This window comes from Sphingomonas tabacisoli (assembly GCF_042678385.1).
Classification (GTDB): Bacteria; Pseudomonadota; Alphaproteobacteria; order Sphingomonadales; family Sphingomonadaceae; genus Sphingomonas_B; species Sphingomonas_B tabacisoli.
In genome coordinates, this window is the sequence record NZ_JBHUDY010000001.1 from 326187 (window position 1) to 351575 (window position 25389).

The 25389-nt window shown below is 66.6% G+C and carries 37 protein-coding genes; 24 read left to right on the forward strand and 13 right to left on the reverse strand.

The window, feature by feature from the left end:
• Window positions 1-36 precede the first annotated feature (36 nt).
• Genes ACFSCW_RS01840 through ACFSCW_RS01870 form a run of 7 tightly spaced genes read left to right on the forward strand, consistent with a single transcriptional unit; the run spans window position 37 to window position 5370 of the window.
• Entirely contained in the window at window positions 37-942 is a 906-nt protein-coding gene (locus ACFSCW_RS01840) for a heme o synthase (protein ID WP_380886295.1), read from the forward strand.
• A complete protein-coding gene (locus tag ACFSCW_RS01845) occupies window positions 939-1079 on the forward strand; it encodes a hypothetical protein (protein ID WP_380886297.1) in 141 nt (46 codons plus the stop codon). Before ACFSCW_RS01840 ends, ACFSCW_RS01845 begins: the two co-directional genes overlap by 4 nt.
• Window positions 1076-1630 carry a cytochrome c oxidase assembly protein gene (locus tag ACFSCW_RS01850; protein ID WP_380886299.1) on the forward strand — a complete coding sequence of 185 codons (555 nt, stop codon included), beginning with the start codon at window positions 1076-1078 and terminating at the stop codon, window positions 1628-1630. Before ACFSCW_RS01845 ends, ACFSCW_RS01850 begins: the two co-directional genes overlap by 4 nt.
• Window positions 1631-1662: 32 nt before the next feature.
• Entirely contained in the window at window positions 1663-2508 is an 846-nt protein-coding gene (locus ACFSCW_RS01855; RefSeq protein ID WP_380886301.1) for a cytochrome c oxidase subunit 3, read from the forward strand.
• A gap of 30 nt (window positions 2509-2538) precedes the next feature.
• Window positions 2539-3111 carry an SURF1 family cytochrome oxidase biogenesis protein gene (locus ACFSCW_RS01860; protein ID WP_380886303.1) on the forward strand — a complete coding sequence of 191 codons (573 nt, stop codon included), beginning with the start codon at window positions 2539-2541 and terminating at the stop codon, window positions 3109-3111.
• A gap of 11 nt (window positions 3112-3122) precedes the next feature.
• The gene (thrC, locus tag ACFSCW_RS01865) at window positions 3123-4514 is read left to right on the forward strand and encodes a threonine synthase (protein WP_380886305.1); all 1392 of its coding nucleotides are present in this window, start codon (window positions 3123-3125) and stop codon (window positions 4512-4514) included.
• Window positions 4507-5370 (forward strand): class I SAM-dependent methyltransferase, encoded by an 864-nt coding sequence (locus tag ACFSCW_RS01870; RefSeq protein ID WP_380886307.1) that lies wholly within the window; start codon window positions 4507-4509, stop codon window positions 5368-5370. The genes thrC and ACFSCW_RS01870 overlap by 8 nt, the downstream gene beginning before the upstream one ends.
• On the opposite strand, the gene ACFSCW_RS01875 is transcribed toward ACFSCW_RS01870, so the two are convergent.
• The 3 genes from ACFSCW_RS01875 to ACFSCW_RS01885 are packed head-to-tail and all read right to left on the reverse strand — an operon-like array spanning window position 5367 to window position 6962.
• Complete coding sequence (locus tag ACFSCW_RS01875) at window positions 5367-6005, reverse strand: heme exporter protein CcmB (RefSeq protein WP_380886309.1); 639 nt, start codon at window positions 6003-6005, stop codon at window positions 5367-5369. The two genes, ACFSCW_RS01870 and ACFSCW_RS01875, sit on opposite strands and share 4 nt — an antisense overlap.
• Window positions 5998-6564 (reverse strand): heme ABC exporter ATP-binding protein CcmA, encoded by a 567-nt coding sequence (ccmA, locus tag ACFSCW_RS01880; protein WP_380886312.1) that lies wholly within the window; start codon window positions 6562-6564, stop codon window positions 5998-6000. The genes ACFSCW_RS01875 and ccmA overlap by 8 nt, the downstream gene beginning before the upstream one ends.
• Window positions 6561-6962, reverse strand: a complete 402-nt coding sequence (locus tag ACFSCW_RS01885) for a metallopeptidase family protein (RefSeq protein ID WP_380886314.1) — start codon at window positions 6960-6962, stop codon at window positions 6561-6563. Before ACFSCW_RS01885 ends, ccmA begins: the two co-directional genes overlap by 4 nt.
• Before the next feature lie 35 nt (window positions 6963-6997).
• Between ACFSCW_RS01885 and ACFSCW_RS01890 the strand changes: the two genes are divergently transcribed.
• The 4 genes from ACFSCW_RS01890 to ACFSCW_RS01905 all read left to right on the forward strand — a co-directional run bounded on the left by ACFSCW_RS01890 (window position 6998) and on the right by ACFSCW_RS01905 (window position 8808).
• The gene (locus tag ACFSCW_RS01890; protein ID WP_380886316.1) at window positions 6998-7288 is read left to right on the forward strand and encodes a 4a-hydroxytetrahydrobiopterin dehydratase; all 291 of its coding nucleotides are present in this window, start codon (window positions 6998-7000) and stop codon (window positions 7286-7288) included.
• Window positions 7289-7342: 54 nt separating this feature from the next.
• Entirely contained in the window at window positions 7343-7744 is a 402-nt protein-coding gene (locus tag ACFSCW_RS01895) for a hemerythrin domain-containing protein (protein ID WP_380886318.1), read from the forward strand.
• Window positions 7745-8039: 295 nt separating this feature from the next.
• A complete protein-coding gene (locus ACFSCW_RS01900; protein WP_380886320.1) occupies window positions 8040-8216 on the forward strand; it encodes a PspC domain-containing protein in 177 nt (58 codons plus the stop codon).
• Window positions 8217-8280: 64 nt separating this feature from the next.
• Window positions 8281-8808: a peroxiredoxin gene (locus ACFSCW_RS01905; RefSeq protein ID WP_380886322.1), complete on the forward strand. Its 528-nt coding sequence runs from the start codon at window positions 8281-8283 to the stop codon at window positions 8806-8808.
• A gap of 151 nt (window positions 8809-8959) precedes the next feature.
• Here ACFSCW_RS01905 and ACFSCW_RS01910 read toward each other — a convergent pair whose 3' ends face one another.
• From ACFSCW_RS01910 to ACFSCW_RS01920, 3 genes are read right to left on the reverse strand one after another with little or no spacing between them, the layout of a single operon-like run.
• Window positions 8960-9418 carry a RidA family protein gene (locus ACFSCW_RS01910; protein WP_380886324.1) on the reverse strand — a complete coding sequence of 153 codons (459 nt, stop codon included), beginning with the start codon at window positions 9416-9418 and terminating at the stop codon, window positions 8960-8962.
• Window positions 9415-10068, reverse strand: coding sequence for an HAD family hydrolase (locus ACFSCW_RS01915; protein WP_380886326.1), 654 nt, complete (start codon window positions 10066-10068; stop codon window positions 9415-9417). The genes ACFSCW_RS01910 and ACFSCW_RS01915 overlap by 4 nt, the downstream gene beginning before the upstream one ends.
• Window positions 10065-10334, reverse strand: a complete 270-nt coding sequence (locus ACFSCW_RS01920) for a DUF3572 domain-containing protein (protein WP_380886329.1) — start codon at window positions 10332-10334, stop codon at window positions 10065-10067. The genes ACFSCW_RS01915 and ACFSCW_RS01920 overlap by 4 nt, the downstream gene beginning before the upstream one ends.
• Before the next feature lie 42 nt (window positions 10335-10376).
• On the opposite strand from ACFSCW_RS01920, the gene ACFSCW_RS01925 reads away from it, so the two are divergent.
• A complete protein-coding gene (locus tag ACFSCW_RS01925; RefSeq protein ID WP_380886331.1) occupies window positions 10377-10739 on the forward strand; it encodes a response regulator in 363 nt (120 codons plus the stop codon).
• A 108-nt stretch (window positions 10740-10847) separates the two neighbouring features.
• Here the strand turns inward: ACFSCW_RS01925 and rpmG are convergent, their stop codons facing one another.
• Window positions 10848-11015, reverse strand: coding sequence for a 50S ribosomal protein L33 (gene rpmG / locus ACFSCW_RS01930; RefSeq protein WP_380886333.1), 168 nt, complete (start codon window positions 11013-11015; stop codon window positions 10848-10850).
• Between the two features lie 181 nt (window positions 11016-11196).
• Here rpmG and ACFSCW_RS01935 point away from each other — a divergent pair, with 181 nt between their 5' ends.
• Complete coding sequence (locus ACFSCW_RS01935; protein ID WP_380886335.1) at window positions 11197-11496, forward strand: hypothetical protein; 300 nt, start codon at window positions 11197-11199, stop codon at window positions 11494-11496.
• 36 nt (window positions 11497-11532) lie between these two features.
• Here the strand turns inward: ACFSCW_RS01935 and ACFSCW_RS01940 are convergent, their stop codons facing one another.
• Complete coding sequence (locus ACFSCW_RS01940; protein WP_380886337.1) at window positions 11533-12231, reverse strand: PEPxxWA-CTERM sorting domain-containing protein; 699 nt, start codon at window positions 12229-12231, stop codon at window positions 11533-11535.
• 71 nt (window positions 12232-12302) lie between these two features.
• On the opposite strand from ACFSCW_RS01940, the gene ACFSCW_RS01945 reads away from it, so the two are divergent.
• Window positions 12303-12698, forward strand: a complete 396-nt coding sequence (locus ACFSCW_RS01945) for a ribose-phosphate pyrophosphokinase (RefSeq protein WP_380886339.1) — start codon at window positions 12303-12305, stop codon at window positions 12696-12698.
• The gene (locus ACFSCW_RS01950) at window positions 12695-13540 is read left to right on the forward strand and encodes an SDR family NAD(P)-dependent oxidoreductase (RefSeq protein WP_380886342.1); all 846 of its coding nucleotides are present in this window, start codon (window positions 12695-12697) and stop codon (window positions 13538-13540) included. Before ACFSCW_RS01945 ends, ACFSCW_RS01950 begins: the two co-directional genes overlap by 4 nt.
• 10 nt (window positions 13541-13550) lie before the next feature.
• Here ACFSCW_RS01950 and ACFSCW_RS01955 read toward each other — a convergent pair whose 3' ends face one another.
• Window positions 13551-13703 (reverse strand): hypothetical protein, encoded by a 153-nt coding sequence (locus ACFSCW_RS01955; protein ID WP_380886344.1) that lies wholly within the window; start codon window positions 13701-13703, stop codon window positions 13551-13553.
• 133 nt (window positions 13704-13836) lie between these two features.
• Here ACFSCW_RS01955 and ACFSCW_RS01960 point away from each other — a divergent pair, with 133 nt between their 5' ends.
• Window positions 13837-14133, forward strand: coding sequence for a glycine zipper 2TM domain-containing protein (locus tag ACFSCW_RS01960; RefSeq protein ID WP_380886346.1), 297 nt, complete (start codon window positions 13837-13839; stop codon window positions 14131-14133).
• Between the two features lie 6 nt (window positions 14134-14139).
• Here ACFSCW_RS01960 and ACFSCW_RS01965 read toward each other — a convergent pair whose 3' ends face one another.
• Window positions 14140-14571, reverse strand: coding sequence for an MAPEG family protein (locus ACFSCW_RS01965; protein ID WP_380886348.1), 432 nt, complete (start codon window positions 14569-14571; stop codon window positions 14140-14142).
• A gap of 185 nt (window positions 14572-14756) precedes the next feature.
• Between ACFSCW_RS01965 and rpmF the strand changes: the two genes are divergently transcribed.
• The 5 genes from rpmF to ACFSCW_RS01990 all read left to right on the forward strand — a co-directional run bounded on the left by rpmF (window position 14757) and on the right by ACFSCW_RS01990 (window position 17719).
• Window positions 14757-14936, forward strand: a complete 180-nt coding sequence (gene rpmF / locus ACFSCW_RS01970) for a 50S ribosomal protein L32 (protein WP_380886350.1) — start codon at window positions 14757-14759, stop codon at window positions 14934-14936.
• A 28-nt stretch (window positions 14937-14964) separates the two neighbouring features.
• Window positions 14965-16014 carry a phosphate acyltransferase PlsX gene (gene plsX, locus ACFSCW_RS01975; protein WP_380886352.1) on the forward strand — a complete coding sequence of 350 codons (1050 nt, stop codon included), beginning with the start codon at window positions 14965-14967 and terminating at the stop codon, window positions 16012-16014.
• Complete coding sequence (locus ACFSCW_RS01980; protein WP_380886354.1) at window positions 16011-16970, forward strand: beta-ketoacyl-ACP synthase III; 960 nt, start codon at window positions 16011-16013, stop codon at window positions 16968-16970. Before plsX ends, ACFSCW_RS01980 begins: the two co-directional genes overlap by 4 nt.
• A gap of 75 nt (window positions 16971-17045) precedes the next feature.
• On the forward strand, window positions 17046-17369 hold the full coding sequence (locus ACFSCW_RS01985; protein ID WP_380886356.1) for an integration host factor subunit alpha: 324 nt from the start codon (window positions 17046-17048) through the stop codon (window positions 17367-17369).
• Window positions 17370-17371: 2 nt separating this feature from the next.
• Window positions 17372-17719 (forward strand): MerR family transcriptional regulator, encoded by a 348-nt coding sequence (locus tag ACFSCW_RS01990; protein WP_380886358.1) that lies wholly within the window; start codon window positions 17372-17374, stop codon window positions 17717-17719.
• Window positions 17720-17878: 159 nt separating this feature from the next.
• Here the strand turns inward: ACFSCW_RS01990 and ACFSCW_RS01995 are convergent, their stop codons facing one another.
• Window positions 17879-18415 carry a SixA phosphatase family protein gene (locus tag ACFSCW_RS01995; protein WP_380886360.1) on the reverse strand — a complete coding sequence of 179 codons (537 nt, stop codon included), beginning with the start codon at window positions 18413-18415 and terminating at the stop codon, window positions 17879-17881.
• The gene (locus ACFSCW_RS02000; protein WP_380886362.1) at window positions 18412-21132 is read right to left on the reverse strand and encodes an ATP-dependent DNA helicase; all 2721 of its coding nucleotides are present in this window, start codon (window positions 21130-21132) and stop codon (window positions 18412-18414) included. Before ACFSCW_RS02000 ends, ACFSCW_RS01995 begins: the two co-directional genes overlap by 4 nt.
• 451 nt (window positions 21133-21583) lie before the next feature.
• On the opposite strand from ACFSCW_RS02000, the gene ACFSCW_RS02005 reads away from it, so the two are divergent.
• Genes ACFSCW_RS02005 through ACFSCW_RS02015 form a run of 3 tightly spaced genes read left to right on the forward strand, consistent with a single transcriptional unit; the run spans window position 21584 to window position 24516 of the window.
• Entirely contained in the window at window positions 21584-23161 is a 1578-nt protein-coding gene (locus tag ACFSCW_RS02005) for a lysine--tRNA ligase (protein ID WP_380886364.1), read from the forward strand.
• Window positions 23162-23214: 53 nt separating this feature from the next.
• Window positions 23215-23661 carry a DUF805 domain-containing protein gene (locus tag ACFSCW_RS02010; protein ID WP_380886366.1) on the forward strand — a complete coding sequence of 149 codons (447 nt, stop codon included), beginning with the start codon at window positions 23215-23217 and terminating at the stop codon, window positions 23659-23661.
• Between the two features lie 54 nt (window positions 23662-23715).
• Window positions 23716-24516 (forward strand): class I SAM-dependent methyltransferase, encoded by an 801-nt coding sequence (locus ACFSCW_RS02015; protein ID WP_380886368.1) that lies wholly within the window; start codon window positions 23716-23718, stop codon window positions 24514-24516.
• Here ACFSCW_RS02015 and ACFSCW_RS02020 read toward each other — a convergent pair.
• Window positions 24513-25346 (reverse strand): TauD/TfdA dioxygenase family protein, encoded by an 834-nt coding sequence (locus tag ACFSCW_RS02020; protein WP_380886370.1) that lies wholly within the window; start codon window positions 25344-25346, stop codon window positions 24513-24515. The genes ACFSCW_RS02015 and ACFSCW_RS02020 overlap by 4 nt on opposite strands.
• Window positions 25347-25389 lie beyond the last annotated feature (43 nt).

Below are 25389 nucleotides of genomic sequence, written 5' to 3' on the forward strand. Positions count from 1 at the left end.
CTGGCGCGCAACCCCGCTTATAGGCGCGGTGTTTTCATGATCGTGGCCGATTCCTCCGTCCCGCTTCCCGCCGACTGGCGGGACCTGTTCGCGCTGACCAAGCCGCGGGTGATGTCGCTCGTCGTGTTCACGGCGCTATGCGGGCTGCTCGCGGCACGCAGCGGCATCGACCCGGTGCTGGGCTTCACCGCGATCCTGTGCATCGCGCTCGGCGCCGGCGCGTCGGGTGCGCTCAACCAGTGGTACGAAGCCGATCTCGACGCCAAGATGAAGCGCACCGCTGGCCGGCCGCTGCCCTCGGGCCGCGTCGACCGGCAGACCGCGCTGCATTTCGGCGTCGGTCTCGCGGTCTTCTCGGTGCTGATGCTGGGCCTGGCAACCAACTGGCTGGCGGCAGGTATCCTGGCCTTTTCGATCTTCTTCTACGCCGTCGTCTATACCGTCTGGCTGAAGCCCAACACGCCGCAGAATATCGTCATCGGCGGCGCGGCAGGCGCGTTTCCGCCGTTGCTCGGCTGGGCGGCAGCGAGCGGCTCCGTCTCCACGTTGCCGGCCTTGCTGTTCGCGATCATCTTTCTTTGGACGCCGCCGCATTTCTGGGCGCTCGCGTTGTTCGTGAAGACGGATTACGCCGCCGCCGGCATTCCGATGCTGCCCGTCACTGCCGGCGCGCGCGCGACGCGCCAGCAGATCCTCCTCTACAGCTTCGTGCTCGCTGCCGCCGCCGTCGCCCCCTGGGCGCTCGGTCTGACCGGCGCGATCTACGGGCTCGCCGCGGTAGCGCTCAACGCCGTGTTCGTGGCGCTTGCCGTCCGCGTCTGGCGCAACCAGGCCACCGAGCCGCAAGGCATGAAGCCCGAAAAGCGGCTATTCGCCTTCTCCATCCTCTATCTGTTCATTCTGTTCGGCGCGCTCGTCGCCGACCGATTGGTGCTCTCATGATCGAACCCGACCGTCAGGACGAAATCCGCGCCCGCCAGCAATCGCGCGCGCGCATGTTGGCGCTGCTGCTGGCGGCGCTTGCGGTGCTGTTCTTCTTCGTCACCATCGCCAAGATCAAATCGATGCACGGAGCATGACTGAGCTTGCCGTCCGCAACCGCCGCGCGGCTTTCGTCGCCGGGCTGATCGCGCTGGCAATGGTCGGCCTCGGCTACGCGTCGGTGCCGTTGTACCGCATCTTCTGCCAGGCGACCGGCCTCAACGGCACCACCAGCCGTGTGAGCGAGGCCGAGCTGCCCAGGCAGGCGACGGGCGAGACCGTGATGGTCCGCTTCGATGCGAACATTCAGCCCGGGCTGCCTTGGGTGTTCCGCCCGGAAAAGCCGCTCCAGCAGGTCCGCATCGGCGAGCGCAACATGGCGTTCTTCATCGCCGAGAATCTCGGCCACAAGCCGATCACCGGCCGCGCCTCCTACAACGTCCAGCCCGATCAGGCGGGAAGCTGGTTCAAGAAGATCCAGTGCTTCTGCTTCACCGAGCAGACGCTGCAGCCGGGCGAGCGCGTGCGCATGCCGGTCATCTTCTTCGTCGATCCCGGCATGCGCAAGGATGCGGACGCGAAGGACATTCAGCAGATCACGCTCAGCTATACCTTCTACCCGGTGGATTCCGCCGCGAAGGGAAGCTAGAGAGCAGCCAAAATCAGTTCAGGGAAGACTTCATGGCCGGCGCCAAGAACCACGAATACCACATCCTTCCGCCCAGCCCCTGGCCTCTGATCGGCGCGTTCACCGCGCTGACGATGGCGGCGGGCGCCATCATGTGGATGCATTCCTACGCCTATGGCGGCTGGGTGTTCTTCCTGGGCGTCGCCGGCGTGCTGTTCACGATGTACAGCTGGTGGTCGGACGTGATCCGCGAAGCGCATGCCGGCGATCACACGCCGGTCGTGTCGCTGCACCTGCGCTACGGCATGATCCTGTTCATCGCCTCGGAAGTGATGTTCTTCGTCGGCTGGTTCTGGGCGTGGTTCGATTTCTCGCTCTTCCCCTCGCCGGTCGAGTTCAAGGACGGCGCAGCGGCTCTGTACCAGGGCATCGCGCAATGGCCGCCCAAGGGGCTTGAGGTCATCGATCCCTTCGCCTTCCCGCTCCTGAACACTCTGATCCTGCTCTGCTCGGGCACCACGGTCACCTGGGCGCACCACGCGCTGATCCACGGCGACCGCGCCGGGCTGAAGAAGGGTCTGTGGCTGACGATCGGCCTCGGTCTGCTGTTCAGCTCGATCCAGGCCTATGAGTACATGCACGCGCCGTTCCCGTTCAAGGGACTGAACTATGGCGCGTCGTTCTTCATGGCGACCGGCTTCCACGGCTTCCACGTGATCGTCGGCACGATCTTCCTGACCGTGTGCCTGATCCGCGCTTATCGCGGCGACTTCACGCCCCGCCAGCATTTCGGCTTCGAAGCCGCCGCCTGGTACTGGCACTTCGTCGACGTGGTGTGGTTGTTCCTGTTCATCTCCATCTATGTGTGGGGCGGCTGGGGCGCACCGCACGCCGGCTGAGCGAATGACTGAGTTTGGGAAGGATCGGCCGTGAAAAGACTGCCGATCCTCCCGACCGTGATCGTCGCCGCAGCCGTCGCGGCGATGATCGGGCTGGGAATCTGGCAGCTCCAGCGCCTGCACTGGAAGGTAGCGCTGCTCGCCCGCTACGCCGCGGCGCAGGGCCAACCGCCGATCGCTTTTCCGACGACTCCCGATCCCAGGAACCCGCCACTGTTCCGCCGCGCCTCGGCGATGTGCGAGCACGTGATCGGCTGGCGCTCGCAAACCGGCTACAACCTCAAGGAGGAAGTCGGCTACGCGCACATCGCGTCGTGCCGCAGCGGCGCCGAGGGCCCGGGCTTCCAGGCGGTGATCGGCTGGTCGGCGACTCCCACCCATCCAGCATGGGCCGGCGGCATGGTTTCGGGCGTGATCGCGCCCGACCGCGACCATGTCGTGAAGCTCGTCGCCGCCAGCGCCGCGCCCGGCCTGCAGCCCGTCAAGCCGCCGTCGCTCGAAAACGTGCCCAACAACCACCTCGCCTACGCGATCCAGTGGTTCTTCTTCGCCGCCACCGCCGCGGTCATCTACCTGCTGGCTCTCCGCAGGCGCAGCCGCTAAGGCGGCGCGCCATGCACTATGTGAGCACAAGGGGGGCAGCGCCCCGGCTCGATTTCGAGCAGGTGACGCTGGCGGGGCTGGCCGCGGACGGCGGTCTTTACGTGCCGGAAAGCTGGCCGAGCTTTTCGCGCGACGAGATCGCGGCGCTCGCAGGCCTGTCCTATGTGGAGACCGCGGTGCGCGTCATGCGCCCGTTCGTCGGCGACGCGCTGGGCGAGGACGACCTGCGGGCGCTCTGCACCCAGGCGTATGGCCGTTTCGCGCATCTGGCGGTGACGCCGCTTGCCCAGCTCGACGAGCGGCACTGGCTGCTGGAGCTGTTTCACGGGCCGACGCTCGCCTTCAAGGATGTCGCGCTGCAGCTTCTCGGGCTATTGTTTGAGCGCTTCCTGAGCAGCCGCGACACGCATCTGACGGTGATCGGCGCGACCTCGGGCGACACTGGCTCCGCCGCGATCGACGCGCTCGCCGGGCGCGCCAAGGTCGACATCTTCATGCTCCACCCGCACGGCCGCGTGTCGGACGTTCAGCGGCGGCAGATGACGACGGTGCGCGCGCCCAACGTTCACAATATCGCGGTCGAAGGGACGTTCGACGACGCCCAGGCGCTGGTGAAGGCGATGTTCGCCGATGCGGGCTTCGCTGGCCGGTTCAGCCTGTCGGCGGTGAACTCGATCAACTGGGCGCGGCTGATGGCCCAGATCGTCTATTATTTCTACGCCGCCGTCCGCCTCGGCGCGCCGGAGCGGCCGGTCGCCTTCGCGGTGCCGACCGGCAATTTCGGCGACGTGTTCGCCGGCTATGTCGCGGCGAAGATGGGGCTGCCGATCGCGAAGCTGATCGTCGCCACCAACGTCAACGACATCCTGCACCGCGCATTGTCGGCCGGCGACTATTCGGCCGGCACGGTCACGCCGACCGCGACCCCGTCGATGGACATTCAGGTCAGCTCCAACTTCGAGCGGCTGCTGTTCGATCTCGATCCTGAGGCGGTGCCGGATCAGATGGCGGCGTTCGCGCGCGACAAGGCGATGCGATTGACCGAACGGCAGCGGGCCGGAGCGGCGTCGCTGTTCTCCAGCGCGCGCATCGACGCTGACGAAATGGCGCTGGCCATGCGTTGGGCCTGTGACGGTTCGGGGCAGATCCTGGATCCGCATACTGCGGTCGGACTGGCAGCCGCGCGAGCCGCGCAACTGCCGCAGGACGTTCCGATCGTCACGCTCGCAACCGCGCACCCCGCCAAATTCCGCGACGCGGTCGAGCGCGCCACGGGGGTGCGGCCGTCGCTGCCGTCGCGCGTTGGCGCATTGTTCGAGCGCGAGGAGAAGTTCGACGTGCTCCCCGCCGAGCTGAACCCGGTGATGACCTACATCGCGGAGCGCGCCACGCCTCGTGCCTGAGCTGCAGACGCTGATCGCCGAGCCGTGGGCGGAGTACGGCCTCCTCGATTGCGGGCACGGCCGCAAGCTCGAGCGCTACGGCCGTTTCCGCTTCGTCCGGCCCGAGCCACAAGCGATGTGGGCGCCGGCGTCGTCCGACTGGCGCGCCGACGCGGAGTTCGTGCCCGGATCGGACGAGGAAGGCGGTGGCCGCTGGCGGTTCGATGCGCCGGTCCCGCGCGATGGCTGGCCGCTGGCCTGGGAAGAGGTGCGTTTCACCGCTCAATGCACGCCGTTCCGCCACCTGGGCTTTTTCCCGGACATGGCGCCGGTGTGGAGCTGGATGCGGGCGCTTCAGCCCAAATCCGCGCTCAACCTGTTCGGCTATACCGGCGTCGGCACGCTGGCGCTCGCCGCGGCGGGCGCCGAAATGGTGCATGTCGATGCGTCCAAGAAATCGGTCGAGGCCGCGCGTGCCAATGCGGCGCTGTCGGGCATGGCCGATCGACCGGTGCGCTGGATCGTCGACGACGCCGCGAAATTCGTGTCGCGCGAAGTCCGGCGCGGGCGGCGCTATGACGGAATCATCCTCGATCCGCCGAAGTTCGGGCGGGGCCCCGAAGGCGAGGTGTGGCGGCTGGAAGAGCATCTCGCGCCCCTCATCGCCGATTGCCGCAAGCTGCTCGACGGCGACAGCCGCTTCCTGTTCCTGACCGTCTATGCCGTCCGCATGTCGGCACTCGCGATCGGCGAATTGGTCGCTCAGGCCTTTGCCGACTTGCCCGGCCGCGTCGAAATGGGCGAGCTCGCGGTGCGCGAGGAAGCGCGGGGCCTGCTGCTGCCCACCGCAATCTGGGCGCGCTGGCGGAACGACTAGGTCCGCGCGGCCCTCAGCGCCGCACCGGCCGCGAACGGTGCGCCTGCCGTCAGCAACAGCGACACCGCCGCCAGCAGCTTCAGCGCCGATCCGCTGCCGTCGTTCAGCGCGCCCGCGCCGAAGATCAGCACCGGCACTGCGATCGGCAGCATCAGCAATCCTCCAAGCGCGCCGGCGCCGCGCAAGCCCGCGGTCAACGCGCTGACGGTCAGTCCCAGTGCCGCCAGGGCAGGGGTGCCGATCGCCAGTCCCGCTTCGAGGCGGATCAGCGTGTCGGCGTTGATCCGCAGCAACGCGGCAGCGGGGAGGACCGACAGCATCAGCGGCGGCCCAAAGCTCAGCCAATGGGCGAGGAGCTTGGCGGCGGCGACGCCTTCGTCCGAAATCCCGCGCACGGCGAGCTGGTCGAGCACGCCGTTCAGCCGGTCCGGCTCGATCAGCCGATCGACCGGCAGCAGCGCGGCCAGCAACGCTGCCATCCACAGCACGCCGCCGCCCGTGCGGCCCAGCAATGGCGCGTCCGGCCCCACTGCAAAGGCGAACAGAGTCGCGACCAGCAGGAAGAACACGACCGGCAGGAACGCCCCGCCCGCGCGCCAGGCCTGCGCCACGTCGCGGCGGATCAGGCTAAGCAAGGGGCACCTGTCGAACCGAAGCCAGGTCGAGCGGCAGATGTGTGGCCGCGACCACGATGCCGCCTTCGGCCTGGTGAGCGGCGCAGGCGCGTTCGAGCCGGCCCACCGACTCCGTATCCAGGCCGTTGGTGGGTTCGTCGAGCAGCCAGATCGCCGCGCCGCTCGCGATCGTGCGGGTGAGCGCGGCACGCTTGCGCTGGCCGGTCGAGAGCATCCGCACCGGCACCGGCGCGAGATGGGCAATGTCCATCGCGTCCATCGCGCTGGCCAAGGCGTCCGCCTGCCGGTCGAGCCGCGCCCAGAAACGCAGCGCCGCCTCCAGGGTCAGCTCGCGATCCAGCGCCGCGTTCTCGTCGGCCAGGGCAACCGCACCGTCCCGCTCAACCGTGCCGGTCGCTTCCAGCAGCCCGGCCGCAACGCGGAGCAGGCTCGACTTGCCCGCGCCGTTTGGTCCAGTCACCAGCGCTGCTTCGCCGCCCCCGAGCGCGAACGAAACGCCTTCGAACAGCAGCCGTCCGCCGCGCACGCAGGCGACATCGTCAAAGCGGAGGCTGGTCACCCGGCGGCGTCTTCAAGCGCGTGCATGTCGGCATCGGACAGGCCGAAATGGTGCCCCACCTCGTGCACCAGCACATGAGTGACAAGCGCTTCCAGCGACACGCCGGTGTCCGCCCATTCGTCGAGGATCGGGCGGCGGTAGAGATAGATCATGTCGGGCAGCGTCCCGCTGTCGCTCGACGATTTCTCGCCGACGGGCCGGCCGAAATAGAGGCCGGTCAGCTCGAACGGATCCTCGATGCCCATCCGGTCGAGCAACTCGTCGTCGGCGAAATCCTCGACGCGGATCACTACGTCGCCCAGATGCGCGCGGAACGCGGCCGGCAGCCGCTCCAGCGCGGCCAGCGCAAGCTGTTCGATCTGCTCCAGGTCCGGCGCGTGGGTTGCCTGTTCCGACATGCGAGTGACATAGGGCGAGAAACGGGAGGCGGACAATGGTCGAGCAGTTGAACGAGGATCAGCGCGCGGCCGCGCTCGATCGGCTGGGCGAGTGGGACTATGACGAATCGCGCGACGCGCTCACGCGCAGCTTCCTGTTCGCCGATTTCTCGGAGGCCTTCGCGTTCATGGCGCGGGTCGCGCTGCTGGCGGAAAAGCACGACCATCACCCCGAATGGTCGAACGTCTGGAATCGCGTCGACATCCTGCTGACCACACACGACGCCGGCGGCCTCTCCGAACGGGATGTCCGCATGGCCGATGCGATCGACCGCCTCGCATCTTAACAGCTTGCTTACCTCTGCTGCCTGATTGAAGGCTTCAAAAGAGGTCGCCTTAAAATGAAAGAACAAGTCGAAAAGCTGACGCATCAGCATGACGAACTGCGTGCGCTTGCCGATAGCTACGAGCAGGCGCTCGCCAGGCCGGAACCCAATCTGACAACGCTAGCCAAGCATCGCTGGACGCTGGCGCGGCTGATCAGCGCGCATCTTGCCGTGGAGCGGCTGGCGTTCGGGCGGATCGCCAATGCGAGCGACAACGTCAACCGTGTCATGGAAGAGCAGCGCGCTCTTGCCGGACAGTTGGACGATCATGTCCGCAATTGGACAGTAGAAGCGATCGCGGGCGACTGGCCGGCCTATGGCCGCACCTGCCGCGCGATGATGGCGGTCATGCGCGCGCATTTGGACAAGGAAGAGCGCGAACTGTATCCGCTGCTCCTGCAGGCGGGAAGCGCCTGATATCGGCGTTTTTCACGAATCGAGTTGGCGCATTGGCCCAACTTTGATGACGTAGGGCCACATTTCCTCTCGGAAGCACGAATTGGCACGGGCTATGCAAAGCTCTTTGCGTCACCGGGCGGATGGTCCGACCGGTCACACAGGGAGATTTGAAATGACCCGCTTTGCTTCTTTGTTCGATACCGTCGCTTCGGTCGTCGCCGCTGTTGCCGTTGGCACGATGTTCATCGTCGCCGCCGTTGGCCCTGCCGGCCTGCCGATCGCGTAGCGCCGCATCTTTTCGGGAGTAACGACAATGTCTGCATTCCGTCTCGATCGCGGCAACGCCAAAGTCATGGGCGTCTGCGCGGGAGTAGGAAATGCAACCGGGATCGACCCATTGCTGGTCCGGCTCGCTTTCTTTCTTCTCACGCTGATGCTGGGGCCGGTGATGATCCTCGGCTATTTCGTCACCGCCTGGGCCGCGAACTGACGCTGGCACTCGGAGCAAGGGGCGCTTACTAAGCCCAAGCGCCCCAAGCCCGAGGAGCCCGTTGATGGTCCGCACCGCTGTCGTTCTTTCGCTTCTGTTCTCGACCGCACCCGCCTTCGCCGCGCTGCCGGTCGGAGCCACCGCCCCCGATTTCTCGACGCAAGGTGCGCTCGCCGGCAAGCCGTTCAGCTTCACGCTGAAACAGGCGCTCAAGAAAGGGCCGGTCGTCCTCTATTTCTATCCCAAGGCCTTCACGCAGGGCTGCACCATCGAGGCGCATGAGTTCGCCGAGGCGACGCCCGAGTTCAACAAGCTCGGCGCGACCGTGATCGGCATGTCCGGCGACGACGTCGATACACTGAAGAAGTTCTCGACCGAGGAATGCCGCAACAAATTCGCGGTCGCGACCGCCACGCCCGACGTCATCAAGAGCTACGACGTGACCTTGCCGGTGATGTCGAGCCGCTCGAATCGCACCAGCTACGTGATCGCGCCCAACGGCAAGATCGTCTTCGCCTATTCCGCGATGAGCCCCGAAGGCCATGTCTCCGGCACGCTCGACGCCGTGAAGAAGTGGAAGGCGAAGAAGTAACTCTCCCTTCTCCCCAAACGGGGAGAGGGCGACTCGGGCCGCAGGCCCGAGCGGGGAGAGGGGGACAGAGCGCAGCGCAGCGAGCGTGGAGAGGCACTGCCCCTCTCCCGGGCCGCTCCGCGGCCGTCCCTCTCCCCAGGGGCGAGAGGGTTTAACCCTTAACCGCCACCACGGCGTCCACCTCAACCGCCACGCCCAGCGGCAGGCTCGGCACGCCGACGGCGCTGCGGGCATGCTTGCCGGCGTCGCCGAACACATCGGCCATCAGCACCGAGCAGCCGTCGGCGACTTTCGGCTGATCGGTGAAATCGGCGGTCGAATTCACGAACACACCCAGCTTCACGACGCGCGCGACGCGGTCGAGCGAGCCGAGCGCAGCCTTCATCTGCGCAAGCAGCATGATTCCGCAGGTGCGCGCTGCCTCGCGGCCCGCGTCCAGATCCATCGTCTCGCCAAGCCGTCCCGTGATCCGGCCCTCAGCGGTCTGGCTGACTTGCCCCGAAATGTAGAGCAGCCCACCGGCTTCGACGGCAGGCACATAGGCGGCGACGGGAGCGGCGGGGGCGGGCAGTTCCAGCCCAAGCTCGGCGAGGCGTTGTTCGATGCTCATGACGCTTCCCCAATCACCGGCAGATCGCACCCGTCAAGCCCGGAGGCGAGTCGCTCTCGGATCCAGTCCTTGGCTACGGCCCAGTCGTCTATGCGGGCATGGGCGGAAGGCGCTGGCGGCATGATCGCGGCCAGTTCGGGCTCGGCGATCATGTGCAGGCGGAACACCTCCGGCGCGGACTTCTCTACCGAAGTATGATGCAGCGCCAGATCGTCGACGAACACCGCTGCGCTGGGAGCGTATTCGTCGAGCAATTGCGTAACCGGCGTTCCCTTGCCGCCCTGGTTGCACAGCACGCGGTGACGGATGCCGACCGCTTCCAGTTGCGCGATCCGCCGTTCCTGATGCTCGTCGAGCAGATTGGTCAGCACCACGACATCGGCGAGCTCGGCCAGCTCGCTCAGCGCCTCGCGGGCGTGCGGCACCAGGGTCTGGCGGTGCATTTCGGTTTCGAAGAAGCCGTTCAGCAGCGGCCAGGTCTCTTCGCGCGGCAGCACGTCCCCCGTCGCGCGGCGGCGGACGGCGCGCGAATAATCGCCCGCGGACAGATCGAAGTCGACGCCATGCGCTTCGCCCAGCCAGTCGCGGAAATGGCTGACCATGTGCAGCAGCACTTCGTCGCAATCGGTAATGACAAGCGGCCGGTTCATGCCTCCAGCTCCGCGCGCGCCCGCACGAGCACCTCGGGTTTCACGCCGAGATGCTCGGCGCAGGCGATCAGGTCAGGCTCGTGCGCTTCGAGGAAGCCCAGCACAGCCGACTGCAGCGCCGGCTCGGTCGCCCGCGCGCGCAGATCATTCGTGGTTAACCCGGTCAGGTCGAGCAACCTCCCGGCCCGTCGCGAGTCTTCCAGAGACCAGACGAGCGCCAGCAAGGCGAGCGTCTGGGCGTCGTGATTTGGTTCGAGGCGTTGCATGGGCTATGTGAACAGGTCAGGGGAGAAGAGTGCGAGGCGTTTGTGAGTAAAAAGGTGCTCGTTGTCGAGGACAACGAACTCAACCTCAAACTCTTCTGCGATTTGCTGCGTGCGCACAATTACGTCGCGGAGCCGGTTCGCGATGGCCGCGAGGCCGTCCAGCGCGCCCGCGAGTTCGAGCCCGATCTCGTCATCATGGACATTCAGTTGCCGAACGTCAGCGGTCTGGAGCTGATCGAGACGCTAAAGGCCGACGATCAGCTGAAGCCGATCCCGATCATGGCGGTGACGGCCTATGCGGCGAAAGGCGACGAGGAACGCATCCGCGCGGCAGGCGCCGAGGCGTACGTGTCGAAACCGATTTCGGTGATGCGATTCGTCGAAAGCGTCGAAGCTCTGGTCTGATTCCCCTCCCGCTTGCGGGAGGGGTTAGGGGAGGGAATGTCCTCACCCCTACCGGGCGTCCAACATGCCCTCTCCCCCGGCCCCTCCCGCGAGCGGGAGGGGAGAAGATCACTTGATCTTGGCTTCCTTGAAATCGACGTGCTTGCGCGCGACCGGGTCGTACTTGCGGAACGACAGCTTCTCGGTCTGGGTGCGCGGATTCTTCTTGGTCACGTAGAAAAAGCCGGTGTCGGCGGAGCTGACGAGCTTGATCTTGACGGTGGTCGGCTTGGCCATGGCCCGAACTCTCTTGGTATCGTGAAAAAATAAAGCGGCGTCGCCGCCGCTCGTTTCAGCCGCGCCCCATGCGCGAGGGAGGCGAAAGAGTCAAGCCGCGGCCGACTTTAACCGGGCTTTCACGCGCGAGGATTAGCTTTGCCCCGAAGAGACCGAAAGGGGCGATATGCAGCAGGATGGGATGTTGAAGGTTCGTGCAGAGCTGTGCGAGCGGATCGACGGGATCAAGGCCGCCATTCCCTATTCCTCGAACGCCGGACTGTGCGACAAGGCGTCCGATCTGCGCCACCTGGCCCAGCAATATCAGTTCCGCCCCGTAGCCGAACTGGCCTGGAAGCTCGAAGGGCGCCTGGCGCGCGGCGAGCGCGGCCCGAGCGTGATCAACGTGCTGTCTCTGATGCGCGAAGCGACAGAGTGCGGCCGCGCCGATACGCAGACGGCAAGCACCTGGGCGGCCGCCGCGTCCATCCGGTCGATGTGATCGAGGGGCGAGCGGCATCCGCTCGCCCCTTGTCGGTCAGGCAATCACATATTTGACGCGGGCACGGCGGCGGGCGGCCGCGCCGACCAGGCCGAAACCGCCGATCATCATCGCCCAGGTGGCGGGCTCGGGCACGCCGGCGATGATCTGGCTCTGGCTGGTCGCCGAATAGAGCAGCCGCAGCGTGCCGGTGGGCGAAGGCTGCCAGGCGCCGGTGGTGATCTGGTTTAGATAGGTCTGCGCCAGGCTGCGCGCGGCGTCGCTATTGCCGCCCGTCGAACGGAACGTGCCGGTCGCAAAACCATAGCTGCCCGAAGTCTCGTTGACGATCTCCCAGGTCGCGAGCTGGATCGCCGCAGACACCGTCGTTTTGTCGGATGCGTTGGCGAGCAGCGCGTCGGACTGGGTCATTAGCGTCAGCAATTGCGACTGCTTGGTCGCGTCCGGGATCAGCGTCGAGACGGGCGCGAAATCGAAGGTCGCGGGAATCGTCAGGTCGTGAAAGATGTCGACGCAATAGGTCAGGAACGATGCCGCCGCGCCGCCCGGCGTTTCGGTGCCTGTCAGGTTCAGACGGCCGATGCCGGCATTCACGTTGAGGCCCGTCGGCGTATATTGAACCGTGCCAACCAGCGCCCCCGGCGCGAAGGCATAATGGTCGATCTGATAGGCGGCCTGCGCCGCAGCGGGCATGGCGGATGCGGCCGCAATGGCCAGCGCGATCTTGAGCTTCACAACACGACTCCCCTTAAGCAACATGCGCGGGCTATGTCGCCGATCGTTGCAGGCGCGGGGAGAGAGGGCCGTTGGTTAACGCTGTCTCAATCAGGGACCGTGCCGAAGCGGGACAAACGCCTTTGTTCGACGTGGCCGCTGTCCGGGCGCTACTGATCGAAGCGGCGGCCGAGGGCAGGGCGGTTTCCTATTCCGAGGCGCTGGCGCAGCTCGGCCATCGCTTCACCCGGCCCAAGATGCGCGCTTTCTGCAAAACGCTCGATGCGGTCGACTCGGCTGGCGCAGCGGCGGGCGAGCCGGAGCTGGCCGTGCTGGTCGTGCGCGAATCGGATGGGTTGCCGGGCCAGGGCTGGTGGGTCGCCCGCGTCGATCCGCTCGGCCACGAAGGAGACTGGACAGGGCCGGAAGCGCGGGCTCTGGTCCGCGAATTGCAGCAGCAGGCCTTCGATTATTGGAGTGCGCGATGAGCTTTGAAGGGCAGCGGATCTGGATCACCGGCGCATCGTCGGGAATCGGCGCCGCTTTGGCGGAAGCGTTCGCGGCGCGGGGAGCGCGACTGGTCCTCTCGGGCCGCAGGCGCGAAGCTCTCGCCGAAGTCGCCGCGCGAGTGCAGCGCGACGCGCTGATCCTGCCGTTCGAAGCGACGGACTGGGCCGCGCTGCCGCACGCCGCCGCCCGGGCCGGCCCTGTCGATATGCTGGTCAACAATGCCGGGATCAGCCAGCGGAGCTTGGCTGTCGATACCCGGCCTGAAGTCTATCGCGCCCTGATTGAGACCGACCTGCTCGCGCCGGTCTGGCTGACCCAGCTTGTCCTGCCGGGAATGGTGGAACGCCGCGCGGGCCATATTGTCGGCATCAGCTCGGTGGCGGGACGCGTCGGAACCGTGCTGCGCACCGGCTATTGCGCGGCGAAGCACGGGCTGATCGGCTATCTCGATGCGCTCCGTGCCGAAGTCGAGCAGGCCTATGGCGTGCGGGTGACGACGGTGCTGCCGGGATCGGTCCGCACGCAGGTCGCGGCGAACGCCCTGCAGGCGGACGGCTCCGTGCGCGGCGACTCGGACGCGAATATCGACGCCGGGATGGATCCGGCGGAGTGCGCACGGCGGATCCTCAATGGGATCGAAGAAGAGGAACGCGAGATCATCGTCGCCGAAGGCGGAGAGGCGTTTGCGGCCGGGCTTCGCTTTACCGACCCGGAAAGGCTGTTCGACATGCTGTCGAAGGCCGGCGATCAATTGGCGAAAGAACGGGAAAAGGGCGGCCGGCCCGAGCCCGCGCGCGTATCCCAAACGCTCAGAAACTAACGAACCGGCGTCAGTCCTCGCGGACGCGACCGCTGAGCTTGCCGACCGCGCCTTCCCAGTCCGCGCGGCGCACCGCGCGACGGCGCGCGAGCAACGCGATCAGGCACAGGCCGGCAAACGCCTGCATCAGGCTGACTGCGTCGGGAAGCGGCAACTGGGTCATTCGCCGCTTCTCGCAGGCCAGGGTTAACGGACGGTGCATGGCTATAGTTAAGACTCGTTGTGAGCCGTTCATGAAACCGTAGGCAAGGGGCTGCGTTACGTATCGGGGTCGCAACAAAACGAAGGACGTTTTTATGCGTAAGATCATTATCGCCCTCAGTGCCGTGGCGCTCAGCGTGCCCACCGTCGTCGTGCCCACCAGCGCGGCGGATGCCGCCTACCGCACTTGGCGCGGCAAGGACGGCCGCATGTATTGCCGTCGCCCGAACGGCACTACCGGGCTGCTAGTCGGCGGCGCGGCCGGCGCTCTCATCGGCCGATCGCTCGACGGCGGGCGCAATCGCGCGACCGGAACGATTCTCGGCGCCGCGGGCGGCGCCTTGCTCGGTCGCGAGGTTCAGCGCAGCAGCGCGCGCCAGCGCTGCCGCTAAGAGTCGTCAGCCTTTCGCGACCGCTTCCGCGCCGCCGGCATGCGCCGACGGCGCGAGTTGCGGCAAGGCGACGGCATAAAGGCCGAGCCCGGCGAGCGTCAGCATCGTCACCATGATCCCGACCATGCGGAGCGGATTGGGCGCGGGACGGTCCATGCCGAGCGGATGGGCGATCCGGGCAAGCAGATAGATCGCCCCCACAGCCCATAGCCATATCGTCGTGCCGGCCGCCAGCTCGATCAGGCCGATCAGAATCACCACGAACGGCGTATATTCCGCGAAGTTGGCGTGCGCGCGCATCCGGCAGGTGAGCAGCTCGTTGCCGCCGTCGCCGATCGAGACCTTTTCCGACATGCGCCTCTGGCCGACGCGCCAGCCGAGCCAGACGTTGATGAGCGCGGCCGCACCAGCGACCGTCAGCGTAATCGGCAGGATCATGTGTTCGCCTCCCCGTTTCTTGGGCGAGGCTGCCACGCGCGGCGGACGCTTGCAACGGCGGGCGAATTCGATATATGCGCCCGCTCGCTCGCGACTGTTGCTGGTCTGCGGCTCGATGCGGCTTTGCTGCAAACGGCCGACCGTCGCGTATGTCAGATTGTTAGAAGATTGGAACAGGTGCCGTCATGGCAGTGCCGAAAAGAAAAACCTCGCCGTCGAAGCGGAACATGCGCCGCAGCCACGACGCGCTGAAGGTCACCGCTTTCCAGGAATGCCCGAATTGCGGCGAACTGAAGCTTCCGCACAATCTGTGCACGGCCTGCGGCCATTATAATGGTCGCGAGATCGTCTCGGTCGACGCCTGACCCGCGACGACACGCGGGAGCTGCCTGAATGACTGACACGCCGCGGATCGCCATCGACGCGATGGGCGGCGATGTCGGCGCCTCCGTGATGAGCGAAGGCGCCGCGCGCGCGCTTGCCATCGATCCGCGTCTTAAATTCCTGATGATCGGCGACGAGGCGGCGATCGCCTCGTGTCTTGCCGCGCACCCGGCGCTCAAGGCCGCGACGGAGATTCTCCACGCACCAGAGGTCATCGCCGGCACGGACAAGCCGAGCCAGGCGATTCGCCGCGCGAAGACGACCTCGATGGGCCTCGCCATCGATGCGGTGAAGCAGGGCAATGCCGTTGCCGCGCTTTCCGCCGGCAACACCGGCGCGCTGATGGCGATGTCGAAGCTCGCGCTGCGCACGCTCCCCGGCATCGACCGGCCGGCGCTCGCGGCGCTGCTGCCGACGCTCGGCGACAACGATCTCGTCATGCTCGACCTCGGCGCCAACACCGAGTGCGACGCCAACAATCTCGTCGAGTTCGCCGTTATGGGCGCGGTCTATGCGCGCATCGTCATGGGCCTGGAGCGCCCGCGCGTCCGCCTGCTCAACATCGGCGAGGAGGAGCTAAAGGGCACAGACGAAGTGAAGGCCGCGGCCGCCATGCTGCGCAGCGCGCCCGAGCTGCCGCTTTCGTTCGACGGCAATATCGAAGCGGACCGGATCGGCCGCGGCGAGGCGGACGTGATCGTCTCGGACGGCTTCACGGGCAATGTCGCGCTGAAATCGGTCGAGGGCACCGCGCGCTTCATCACCGATCTGCTGCGCCGCGCCTTCACCAGCTCGTTCCGCTCGAAGGCCGGCTTCCTGCTGTCGCGCCCCGCGTTCCACATGCTGAAGACCCATCTCGACCCGAACAACCATAACGGCGCGGTCTTCCTCGGCCTGAACGGCATCGTCGTGAAGAGTCACGGCGGCGCGGATGCGGGCGGCGTCGCCAATGCGATCGCCGTCGCCGCCAAGCTGGCGCGTGCGTCGCTGACCGGCCGGATCGCCGAAGATCTGGCGCGTTTCCATGCCGCTCACCCGATGCCGGCGGCCGCCAAGTGACTCGCCGCGCCGCCATCCTCGGCACCGGCTCGGCGCTGCCGAAGCGCGAAGTCACCAACGCGGAACTGGCGGCGCAGGTCGACACGTCCGACGAATGGATCGTCGAGCGCACCGGCATCCGCACCCGCTACATCGCCGGCGAAGGCGAAACGACGGTCACACTTGCGACCGATGCGTCGCGCGCCGCGCTTGAAGCGGCGGGCGTGGCTGCGGCCGATATCGACCTGATCGTGCTCGCGACTGCCACGCCCGACCAGACTTTCCCGTCCAGCGCCACGCAGGTCCAGGCGAAGCTCGGCATCGCCGATTGCGTGGCTTTCGACGTGGCGGCGGTGTGCTCCGGCTTTCTCTACGCTTTGTCGGTCGCCGAAAGCATGATTCGCGCGGGTTCCGCCAACAAGGCGCTGGTGATCGGCTCCGAGACGTTCAGCCGCATTCTCGATTGGGAAGACCGCGGCACTTGCGTGCTGTTCGGCGACGGCGCCGGCGCGATCGTGCTCGGCGCCGAACAGGGCGAGCGCGGCGTGCTCGCGACGCGGCTCCACGCCGACGGGCGGCACAACGACCTGCTCTATGTCGATGGCGGACCGTCCACCACCGGCACTGTCGGCAAGCTCCGCATGAAAGGGCGCGAGGTGTTCCGTCACGCGGTCGTCAATCTCGCAGCGGTGATGAACGAGGCGCTCGAAGCGGCGGGGCTGGCGGCGGAGGATGTCGACTGGGTGGTCCCGCACCAGGCCAATGCCCGCATCCTCGACGCGACCGCGAAGAAGCTGGGCCTTGCGCCCGAAAAGGTCGTCGTCACTGTCGACCGCCACGCCAACACCTCCGCGGCGTCGGTGCCGCTCGCCCTCGACACGGCGGTCAAGGATGGCCGGGTGAAGCCGGGCGATCTGCTTGTGCTGGAAGCGATGGGCGGCGGCTTCACTTGGGGTGCGTCGGTTGTCCGCTTCTAAAAACTGCCGCATTTGCGTTGATTTTGGGGCTGGAATCGGTTCTGTTAACGTTGGTGGTTGAGGGGGAGGACTCGCATGGCTGAAGCAGATCCGCGGATAGAAGCCGGAACCGGAACGCTCACCAGAGCCGATCTGGCCGAATCGCTGCACCGGCAGATCGGGCTGTCGCGCGCCGAATCGGCGAGCATTGTCGAGCGCATTCTCGCGCATATGTGCGAGTCGCTGGCGAAGGGCGAGAACGTCAAGATTTCGGGCTTCGGCAGCTTCGTGCTGCGCGACAAGGGCCAGCGCATCGGCCGCAATCCGAAGACCGGCGTCGAAGTGCCGATCGCGCCGCGCCGCGTGCTGACCTTCCGCGCCAGCCAGATGCTCCGCGATCATATCGTCGGCGCCGGCTGATCTTGGCGAAATCGGAAGACGCGTTTCGCACCATCGGCGAGCTGGCCGAGGAACTCGGCCTGCCGCAGCACATCCTGCGCTATTGGGAAACGCGCTTTCCCCAGCTCCGCCCGCTGCAACGCGCCGGTAACCGCCGCTACTACCGCCCCGCCGACGTGGCGCTGGTGAAGCGCATCGACGAGCTCCTCAACCGCGAAGGCTACACGATCAAGGGCGTCCAGAAGCTGCTGAATGAGAAGGCTGCCCCCGAACCGCCGCCCCAGGCGCCCAAACCCATCGCGCTCCCCCTCACGGAACTGAAACGCATCCGCGCGTTGCTGGCCGAGGCGCTGGACGCGGACGCGGCCTAAACGCCGCGTTGTCATTCCCGCGAAAGCGGAACCCAGTCCTGCCTTCTTCCTTCGTGGTCTTCGCGTCTTCGTGCGAACCCATTTCTTTTTGCCTCACACGAAGACACGAAGGCACGAAGAATCTGGGTTCCCGCTTGTGCGGGAACGAGGGGAAGGTAGCTAAGCCCGCTCCGGCCCCAGCGCCGGGTCCAGATCGCGCGGCCGGACGAACTTCACCAGCCGCGCCAGCCGCGCCGCCAGATCCTCCCATTCGCCGTCGAACTCCAGCACCGCGAGGCTCGCGGTCGGGAATTTTTCTTCCAGCTCGTCGCGGGTCGCGTCGCCGTCGTCGGGGGTGAGCATCAGCACCAGATCTTCGAGGCCCGGATTGTGGCCGCACATCAGCACGCGCTCCGCCTCGGCGGGCACTTCGTTCAGCACGTCCAGCAGCGTGACGCAGGAGGCGAGATAAATGCGGCGATCCCAGACTGGCTTCAGCGTCTTGCCGTAACCCTCCCAAAAGGCGTCGAGCGTTTCGATGCAGCGCACCGCGGGCGAAGACACCACGTGATCCCAGGCGAGCCCTTCGCGCCGGCAATGCTCGCCCATCGTCCGCGCGGCGCGCTTGCCTTTCGCGTTCAGCGCCCGATCGAAATCGCGCGCGGCAGGATCGTCCCACCCCGATTTCGCGTGGCGCAGCAGGGTGAGTGTTCTCATGAATCCCCCGTCAGCACATCCTCCGGCCTCGCATGCCCGGAAAGCGTGACGGATGAAAGACGGGATCGCACATGCTCTTGCGCCTCAGCGAGCGTGACGCGCCGGATCGGCGTGCCGGGCGGAAAGGCTGACAGCAGGCGAGACGGCATCGCGCTCGACAGGATGACGAATACGCCGCGATCGTCGGCGCGGCGGATCAGCCGCCCGAACGCCTGCGCTAGCCGCGCCCGCACGGCCCGGTCTTCGTAAGCCGAGCCGCCCTGCGCCAGCTTGCGCGCGGCGTGCAGCACGGTCGGCTTCGACCAGGGCACGCCTTCCATCACCGCCAGCCGCAGCGAATGGCCGGGCACGTCAACGCCGTCGCGCAGCGCGTCGGTGCCGAGCAGGCTGGCATGCGGATCGTCGCGGAAGATGTCGACCAGGGTCCCGGTGTCGATGGGATCGACATGCTGGGCATAGAGCGGCAGCCCGTCGCGCGCGAGCCGGTCGGCGATGCGGGCATGGACGGCGCGCAGCCGCCGGATGGCGGTGAACAGGCCCAGTGCGCCGCCGCCTGCCGCCCCGATCAGGCTGGCATAGGCGCCGGCCAATGACGGGATGTCGCCCTTCTTCACATCGGTGACGATCAGCACCTCGGCCTGGGCGGCATAGTCGAACGGACTCGGCGCTTCGAAGCGCAGCGGCGGGCGCGGGAGATGGTGCGCCCCCGATCGCGCCTCCGCCGCGCCCCAATCGCCGTTCGACAAGGTCGCGGACGTGACGATCACGCCATGCGCCGGCTTCAGCACCAGATCGGCGAGCGGCCGGGTCGGGTCGAGCCAATGGCGGTGCAGGCCGATATCGTATTCGCGGCCCTCGGCACGATCGACTGCCAGCCAGTCGACAAAGTCGGGATCGGCCGGCCCGCCGATCCGGCCCAAGAGCGCGATCCAGCCGGCGATCGTCTCCGTCCGCCAGCCGAGCGACATCACCGCGCCTTCGATCCGTGCCCGCGCCTGGCCGTCGAGCCAGTCCGGACCGTCGGTCAGCACCGCTTCCAGCCGCCGGCCGAGCTGGACCAAAGGCCGGTGCAGCGCGTCCAGCGCCGCCGCGGCATTGCCCGCCGCCTCGACCAGCGCGCCGTCGGGATCAACCAGCTCGGTCTCCAGCCCATAACCGGCATCCTCGCTGGCGGCGCGCGCGTAAACCGTACCGCGCACCGCCGCCAGCAGCGCCTCGATCGCGCCGAATGGCTGACCCTCGGCAAGCCGCTGGAGCCATCCGTCGGAGGATAATTGCTGCGCAGCAATTGCTGCAGCATTTATCGCTCGCCCGCCTTCGTCGTCATAGCTGGCGACGTCCGACAAACGCGCCGCCAGCCCTCGCCGGCGCCCGCGGGAATTGCCTTCGGGCCCGGCGATCCAGCGCCTCAGCTCGATCGCTTCCTGACCGGTCAGCGCGGTCGAGAACATCGAATCGGCCGCTTCGAACAGGTGATGGCCTTCGTCGAAGATCAGCCGCGTCGGCCGGTTCGCCGCCTCGCGACCGCGCGCGGCGTTGACCATCACCAGCGCGTGGTTCGCTACGACGATCTCCGCATCCGCGCTCGCCCGCGCCGCGCGCTCGATGAAGCATTTGCGGTAGTGCGGGCAGCCGGCGAACACGCATTCGCCGCGCCGATCGGTCAGCGCGGTCGAGCCGTTGCGGCGGAACAAAGTCGGCAGCCAGCCCGGCAAGTCGCCGCCGACCATGTCACCGTCCTTGGAGTAGGCCGCCCACCGCGCCACCAATTGCGCCAGGATCGCCGCCCGGCCGGCAAAGCCGCCCTGCAGCGCATCCTCCAGGTTCAGCAGGCAGAGATAATTCTCCCGCCCCTTGCGCACGACCATCTTGTCGCGGCGGGTGCGCGGATCGGGAAACAGCTTCTCGCCCTCGCGGTCGAGCTGGCGCTGCAGCGCCTTGGTGAAGGTCGAGACCCAGACCGCGCCGTCCGCCTCCCGCGCCCAGAGCGAGGCGGGGGCAAGATAGCCCAAGGTCTTGCCGATGCCCGTGCCCGCCTCCGCCAGCAACATCGCCGGCGAATCGGGCGATGCGCGCGGACCAAACGCGGCGGCGGCAGCCTCGGCATAGGCGCGCTGTCCGGGCCGTTCCTCGGCGCCATGCCCGGTCAGCTCATCGAGCCGGTCGACGGCAGCAGCGGGCGGCACATGGATCGTGCGCGGCGGAGAGCGCGGCGCTTTCTCCTCCCATTCGGGCAGCCGCGCGAACAGCCAGCGCTCCTGCCGCTCGGGCTTGGCAATGCGCTGGTTGACCGAAGCCGCCCAGGGCCAGCGCAGCCGCCCGAGCGATTGCGCCGACGTCCAAGCCCCTTCGCGTTCGTGCCAGTCGGAGACTTCCATGCGCGCCAGCAAAGTCTCCGTCGCGCACAGCAGGAACGCCGCCGCGCCCGCATCGTCGGCCGGCGGCGCAAGCCCGATCGCCCGCGCCAGCCCCTTCGGCGTCGGCACCGCGAACCGCGCCGGATGGACGAACGCGAACAGCTCCAGCAGGTCCAGGCCCGATAGTTCCGGATAACCCAGCCGCGCGGCGACCAAAGGCGCGTTCAATAGGATCATCGGTGTATCGGCCGCCCGCGCGATGGCCTCGCCCCGCCCCACTGCGCGCGCCTCGCCGTCGGGCGTCGCAATCCAGATGCCGGCATGGCTCGCGTGGAGCGCAGGATATAAAAGGGGCGTCACTGCCCGCCTTCGTACACGATCCGTTCCGCCATGCCAGCACTTAGCCCCTCTCCCCTCGGGAGAGGGCGACTCGCGCCTGCGGCGCGAGCGCGGTGAGGGGAGCAGACCTATCCGGATATGCTCGATCCCCCTCACCCGGTCAGCGCAAGCGCTGACTCGACCTCTCCCATCGGGACAGGTGACCTTGCGCTGTCCTACACCCCACCCGATCAGGCATCTCCTCGCAGATGACCCAGCCCAGCTCTCGCCTGCTTAATCCGTGCTCACCATCCGCGGCAGAATCTCCACCTTTCCGTATGTCCTATTTCCGGCCAAGCCTCTGTGACCAAAGGGAAATCCCGCATAAGTTCACGAAAAAGGCGGCTCACCCCTGGAAGTTTGTGAACTTAAGGGCCGCGCAGACGCCAAATGCTGGCACCTCGGCCTCCTCTTCGCTAGACGCCCCGGCGCTATGACCGACACGCAAGCCCTTCGCGCCGCCGCTCTCACCTCCAAGGCCTGGCCTTACGAAGAGGCGCGCAAGCTGCTGAAACGCTATCCGGAGGGGCAGGCGCCGGCGAAGGGCTATGTGCTGTTCGAAACCGGTTATGGCCCCTCGGGCCTGCCGCATATCGGCACGTTCAACGAAGTGCTGCGCACGACGATGGTGCGCAACGCCTTTCACGCGCTCAGCGATCTCCCGACCAAGCTGATCGCGTTTTCGGACGACATGGACGGGCTTCGCAAGGTGCCCGACAATGTGCCGAACCAGGAGATGCTGCGCGCGCATCTCGGCAAGCCGCTCACGCAGATTCCCGACCCGTTCGGCAAATTCCCGAGCTTCGCCGCGCACAACAACGCGATGCTCCGCGAGTTTCTCGACCGGTTCGGCTTCGATTACGAGTTCGCCAGCTCTACCGAATACTACGCCTCGGGCCGCTTCGATCCGATCCTGCGGACGGTGCTGGAACGCTATCAGGCGATCCTGGACGTGATGCTGTCGACGCTTCGCGCCGAGCGCCGCGCGACCTATTCGCCGGTGCTGCCGGTCAGCCCGAAGTCGGGCGTGGTGCTGCAGGTGCCGGTGGAGGTCGTCGATCCAGAGAACGGCGTGGTCCGCTTCGAGGACGAAGGCGAGACCATCGAGCAGTCCGTGTTCGGCGGCAAGGCCAAGCTGCAATGGAAAGTGGACTGGGCGGCGCGCTGGGTCGCGCTCGACGTCGATTACGAGATGTCCGGCAAGGACCTGATCGATTCGACGATCCAGTCCGGCAAGATCGCGCGCGTGCTCGGCGGCAAGCCGCCCGAGGGCTTCAATTATGAGATGTTCCTCGACGAGCATGGCGAGAAGATTTCGAAGTCCAAGGGCAATGGCCTGAGCCTGGAGCAATGGCTGACCTATGGCCCGGAGGAGAGCCTCGCCTTCTTCGCCTATCGCGAGCCCAAGAAAGCCAAGCAGCTTCACATGGGCGTGATCCCGCGGGCGGTGGACGAATATTGGCAGTTCCGCGGCAATTATCCCGCCCAGCCGATCGAGCAGAAGCTCGGCAATCCGGTCCACCACATCCATGACGGCAAGGTGCCGGCGGAAACGCTGCCGGTGACCTTCGGCCTGCTGCTGAACCTGGTGGGCGTGATGGGCGCCGACGCGACGCCGGAGCAGGTCTGGGGGTATCTGGGCAATTATGTCGAGGACGCCTCGGCGGAGCGCTACCCCGACCTCGACAAGCTGATCGGCCACGCGCTCGCCTACAACCGCGATTTCGTCGCCCCGACCTTGAAGCGCCGCAAGCCCGAGGGCGTCGAGACGGCGGCGCTGGAACGGCTCGACCGGGAGCTCGCCGCGCTCCCAGCCGACGCCAAGGCCGAGGATATCCAGAACATCGTCTATGCGATCGGCAACGAAGGCGGGTTCGCCCAGCTCCGCGACTGGTTCAAGGCGCTGTACGAAACCCTGCTCGGCTCCTCGCAGGGGCCGCGCATGGGCAGCTTCATCGCGCTCTACGGCGTCGACAACACCCGCAAGCTGATCGCGGAGGCGCTTGCGTAAGTTGCGTCAATATTCCGAAGCAATTACCTAACGCCTCAACAGGGGGGCGGGGCTTGCGCTATAATCCATTACTTTTTCATGGTCGGGTCAGACGGTGGGTATTCCTGCCGACCATTTTCGCGATAAACTTCTTGGGCAGAATTGCGGATCGAGCCGAGCCCGACAGCATCGGTCCAATCTCCATTCTATCGATAGCAATGATCTGGCCGGCTCTAACTCTGTCAGTTCAGCGCGCCCACGATAGTGGAAAGAGCGGCTGGCATGTCGCAGCGGCGTGGGGCTTTCTGATCTTCGGGACAGCCATATTATTATCTGGCGATCTGAGCGATGGCCTGAGCGCGCTCGGCTGGTTGGGCCTACTGCTGGCTATAGCCGGCGGCATCATCAGTCTCGTGATTACATTTGCCGCAGGGGATGTTGGCGCAAATCGCTATGGGCCGAACCCTCGCGACGATGACGATGGTGCGCTCGCTGAAGGCACACCCCAGGGGCGTGGTTAACGGCTCGGATACTTTCCGGGCGTAGGCAGGCGCGGTGACTTCGCCGGAGACGATATGGCCGACCTGCTGATCCACTCGATGGCCGAATTCGCGCCGATCATCACCGGCGTGCTGGAAATCTCGGGCAGCGGCAACATCGTCGAAATCGGCGCCGAGTTCGGCGGCACGACGCCGCTGCTGGCGGCGCACGCGGAGCTTCTGGGCGGCACGCTCACCAGCATCGACCCGACGCCGAAGCCCGAATTCCTCGAATGGGTCGCGGCGAACCCGCACGTCCGCCACATCGCCGCGCCCAGCCTGGACGCCATAGACTCCTGCCGGGACGTCGATGCCTGGCTGGTTGACGGCGACCACAATTGGTACACGGTCTTCCACGAGCTCGCCGCGATCGACGCCGTGTGCCGGCGCGACGATCGCCCGCTGCTTGTCCTGCTCCACGACATCGCCTGGCCATGCGCTCGGCGCGATTTCTACTATGCGCCGGAGCGCATCCCCGCCGAGTTCCGCCACCCCTACGACTATGACGGCGGCGCGATCCCCGGTCAGTGCGATCTCGTCGCGAATGCCGGCTTTCGCGGCATGGGCCAGTTCGCCTGGGCGACCCACGAAGGCGGCCCGCGCAACGGCGTGCTGACGGGAATCGAGGACTTCATCGCGCAATCCGGCCGCGACCTGGCCTTTGCGGAAATTCCCGGTGTGTTCGGGCTCGGCGTTCTTTTCGACCAAGCGATGCCGTGGAGCGAGGCACTTGGCCAGTTCGTGCTGCCGTATCACCAGCATCCGTTGCTGGCCTCGCTGGAGCGCAACCGGCTGGCCAATTATCTCCGGGTCCTCGACCTGCAGGACGCCGCCTAGTTCAGCGGCTCGCCCGAAATGGTGATGCGGTGCATCAGCCGGGCGTGGCCCTGATAGTCGTTCATCGCGAGATGCCAGGTCGAGCGGTTGTCCCAGATCGCCACTGACCCCGGCGACCATTGCAGCCGGCACTGGAACTCCGGCCGCATCGCCACACCGTAAAGATAGCCGAGCAAGGCCATGCTCTCCTCGCGCGACCATCCCTCGATGCCGAGCGTAAAGGCGGGATTGACGTAGAGGATCTCGCGCCCGCTGCGTGGGTGGCGGATCACCACGGGATGCACGGCGCGGGTGCGAACGTCATGGCCTTTTAGGTTCGCCGCCTGATCGGTCTGCGCATAGACGCCGTCAGCACTGTAGATATGGTCGGCCGAATGCACCGCGCGCAGGGTGCGGAGCGTTTGCTTCAGCCCTTCCGAGAGCGAGTCGAACGCCGCACCCATACCGGCAAACAGCGTGTCGCCGCCGCTCGGCGGCGTCTCGCGCGCGATCAGGATCGATCCCATCGCGGGCACCTGGTCGTAGCTGTGATCGGTGTGCCAGCCGCCGCCGATATTGGTGGTCTGGGTTTCCGACTTCCGCACCTCGGCGATCTCCGGATAGCCGGTGTTGGCGGGGAAGTAATTGTTCACGTCGATGTCGCCCCAGCGCCGCGCGAAGGCGATGTGCCCCTCCGGCGTCAGCGCCTGATCGCGCACGAACACCACGCCCTTGTCGTCCAGAGCCCTGCGCAGTGCCGCGAACGCGGTGTCGTCGATCCGGTTGAGGTCCACACCCGCTGCCTCGACACCGACATGCTCGCTCAAGGGCCGCAGTTCGATTCCGCTCATCGCTCTCTCCTTTGCCTGCCTTGTAAGCCGGGCAGAGGCGTGA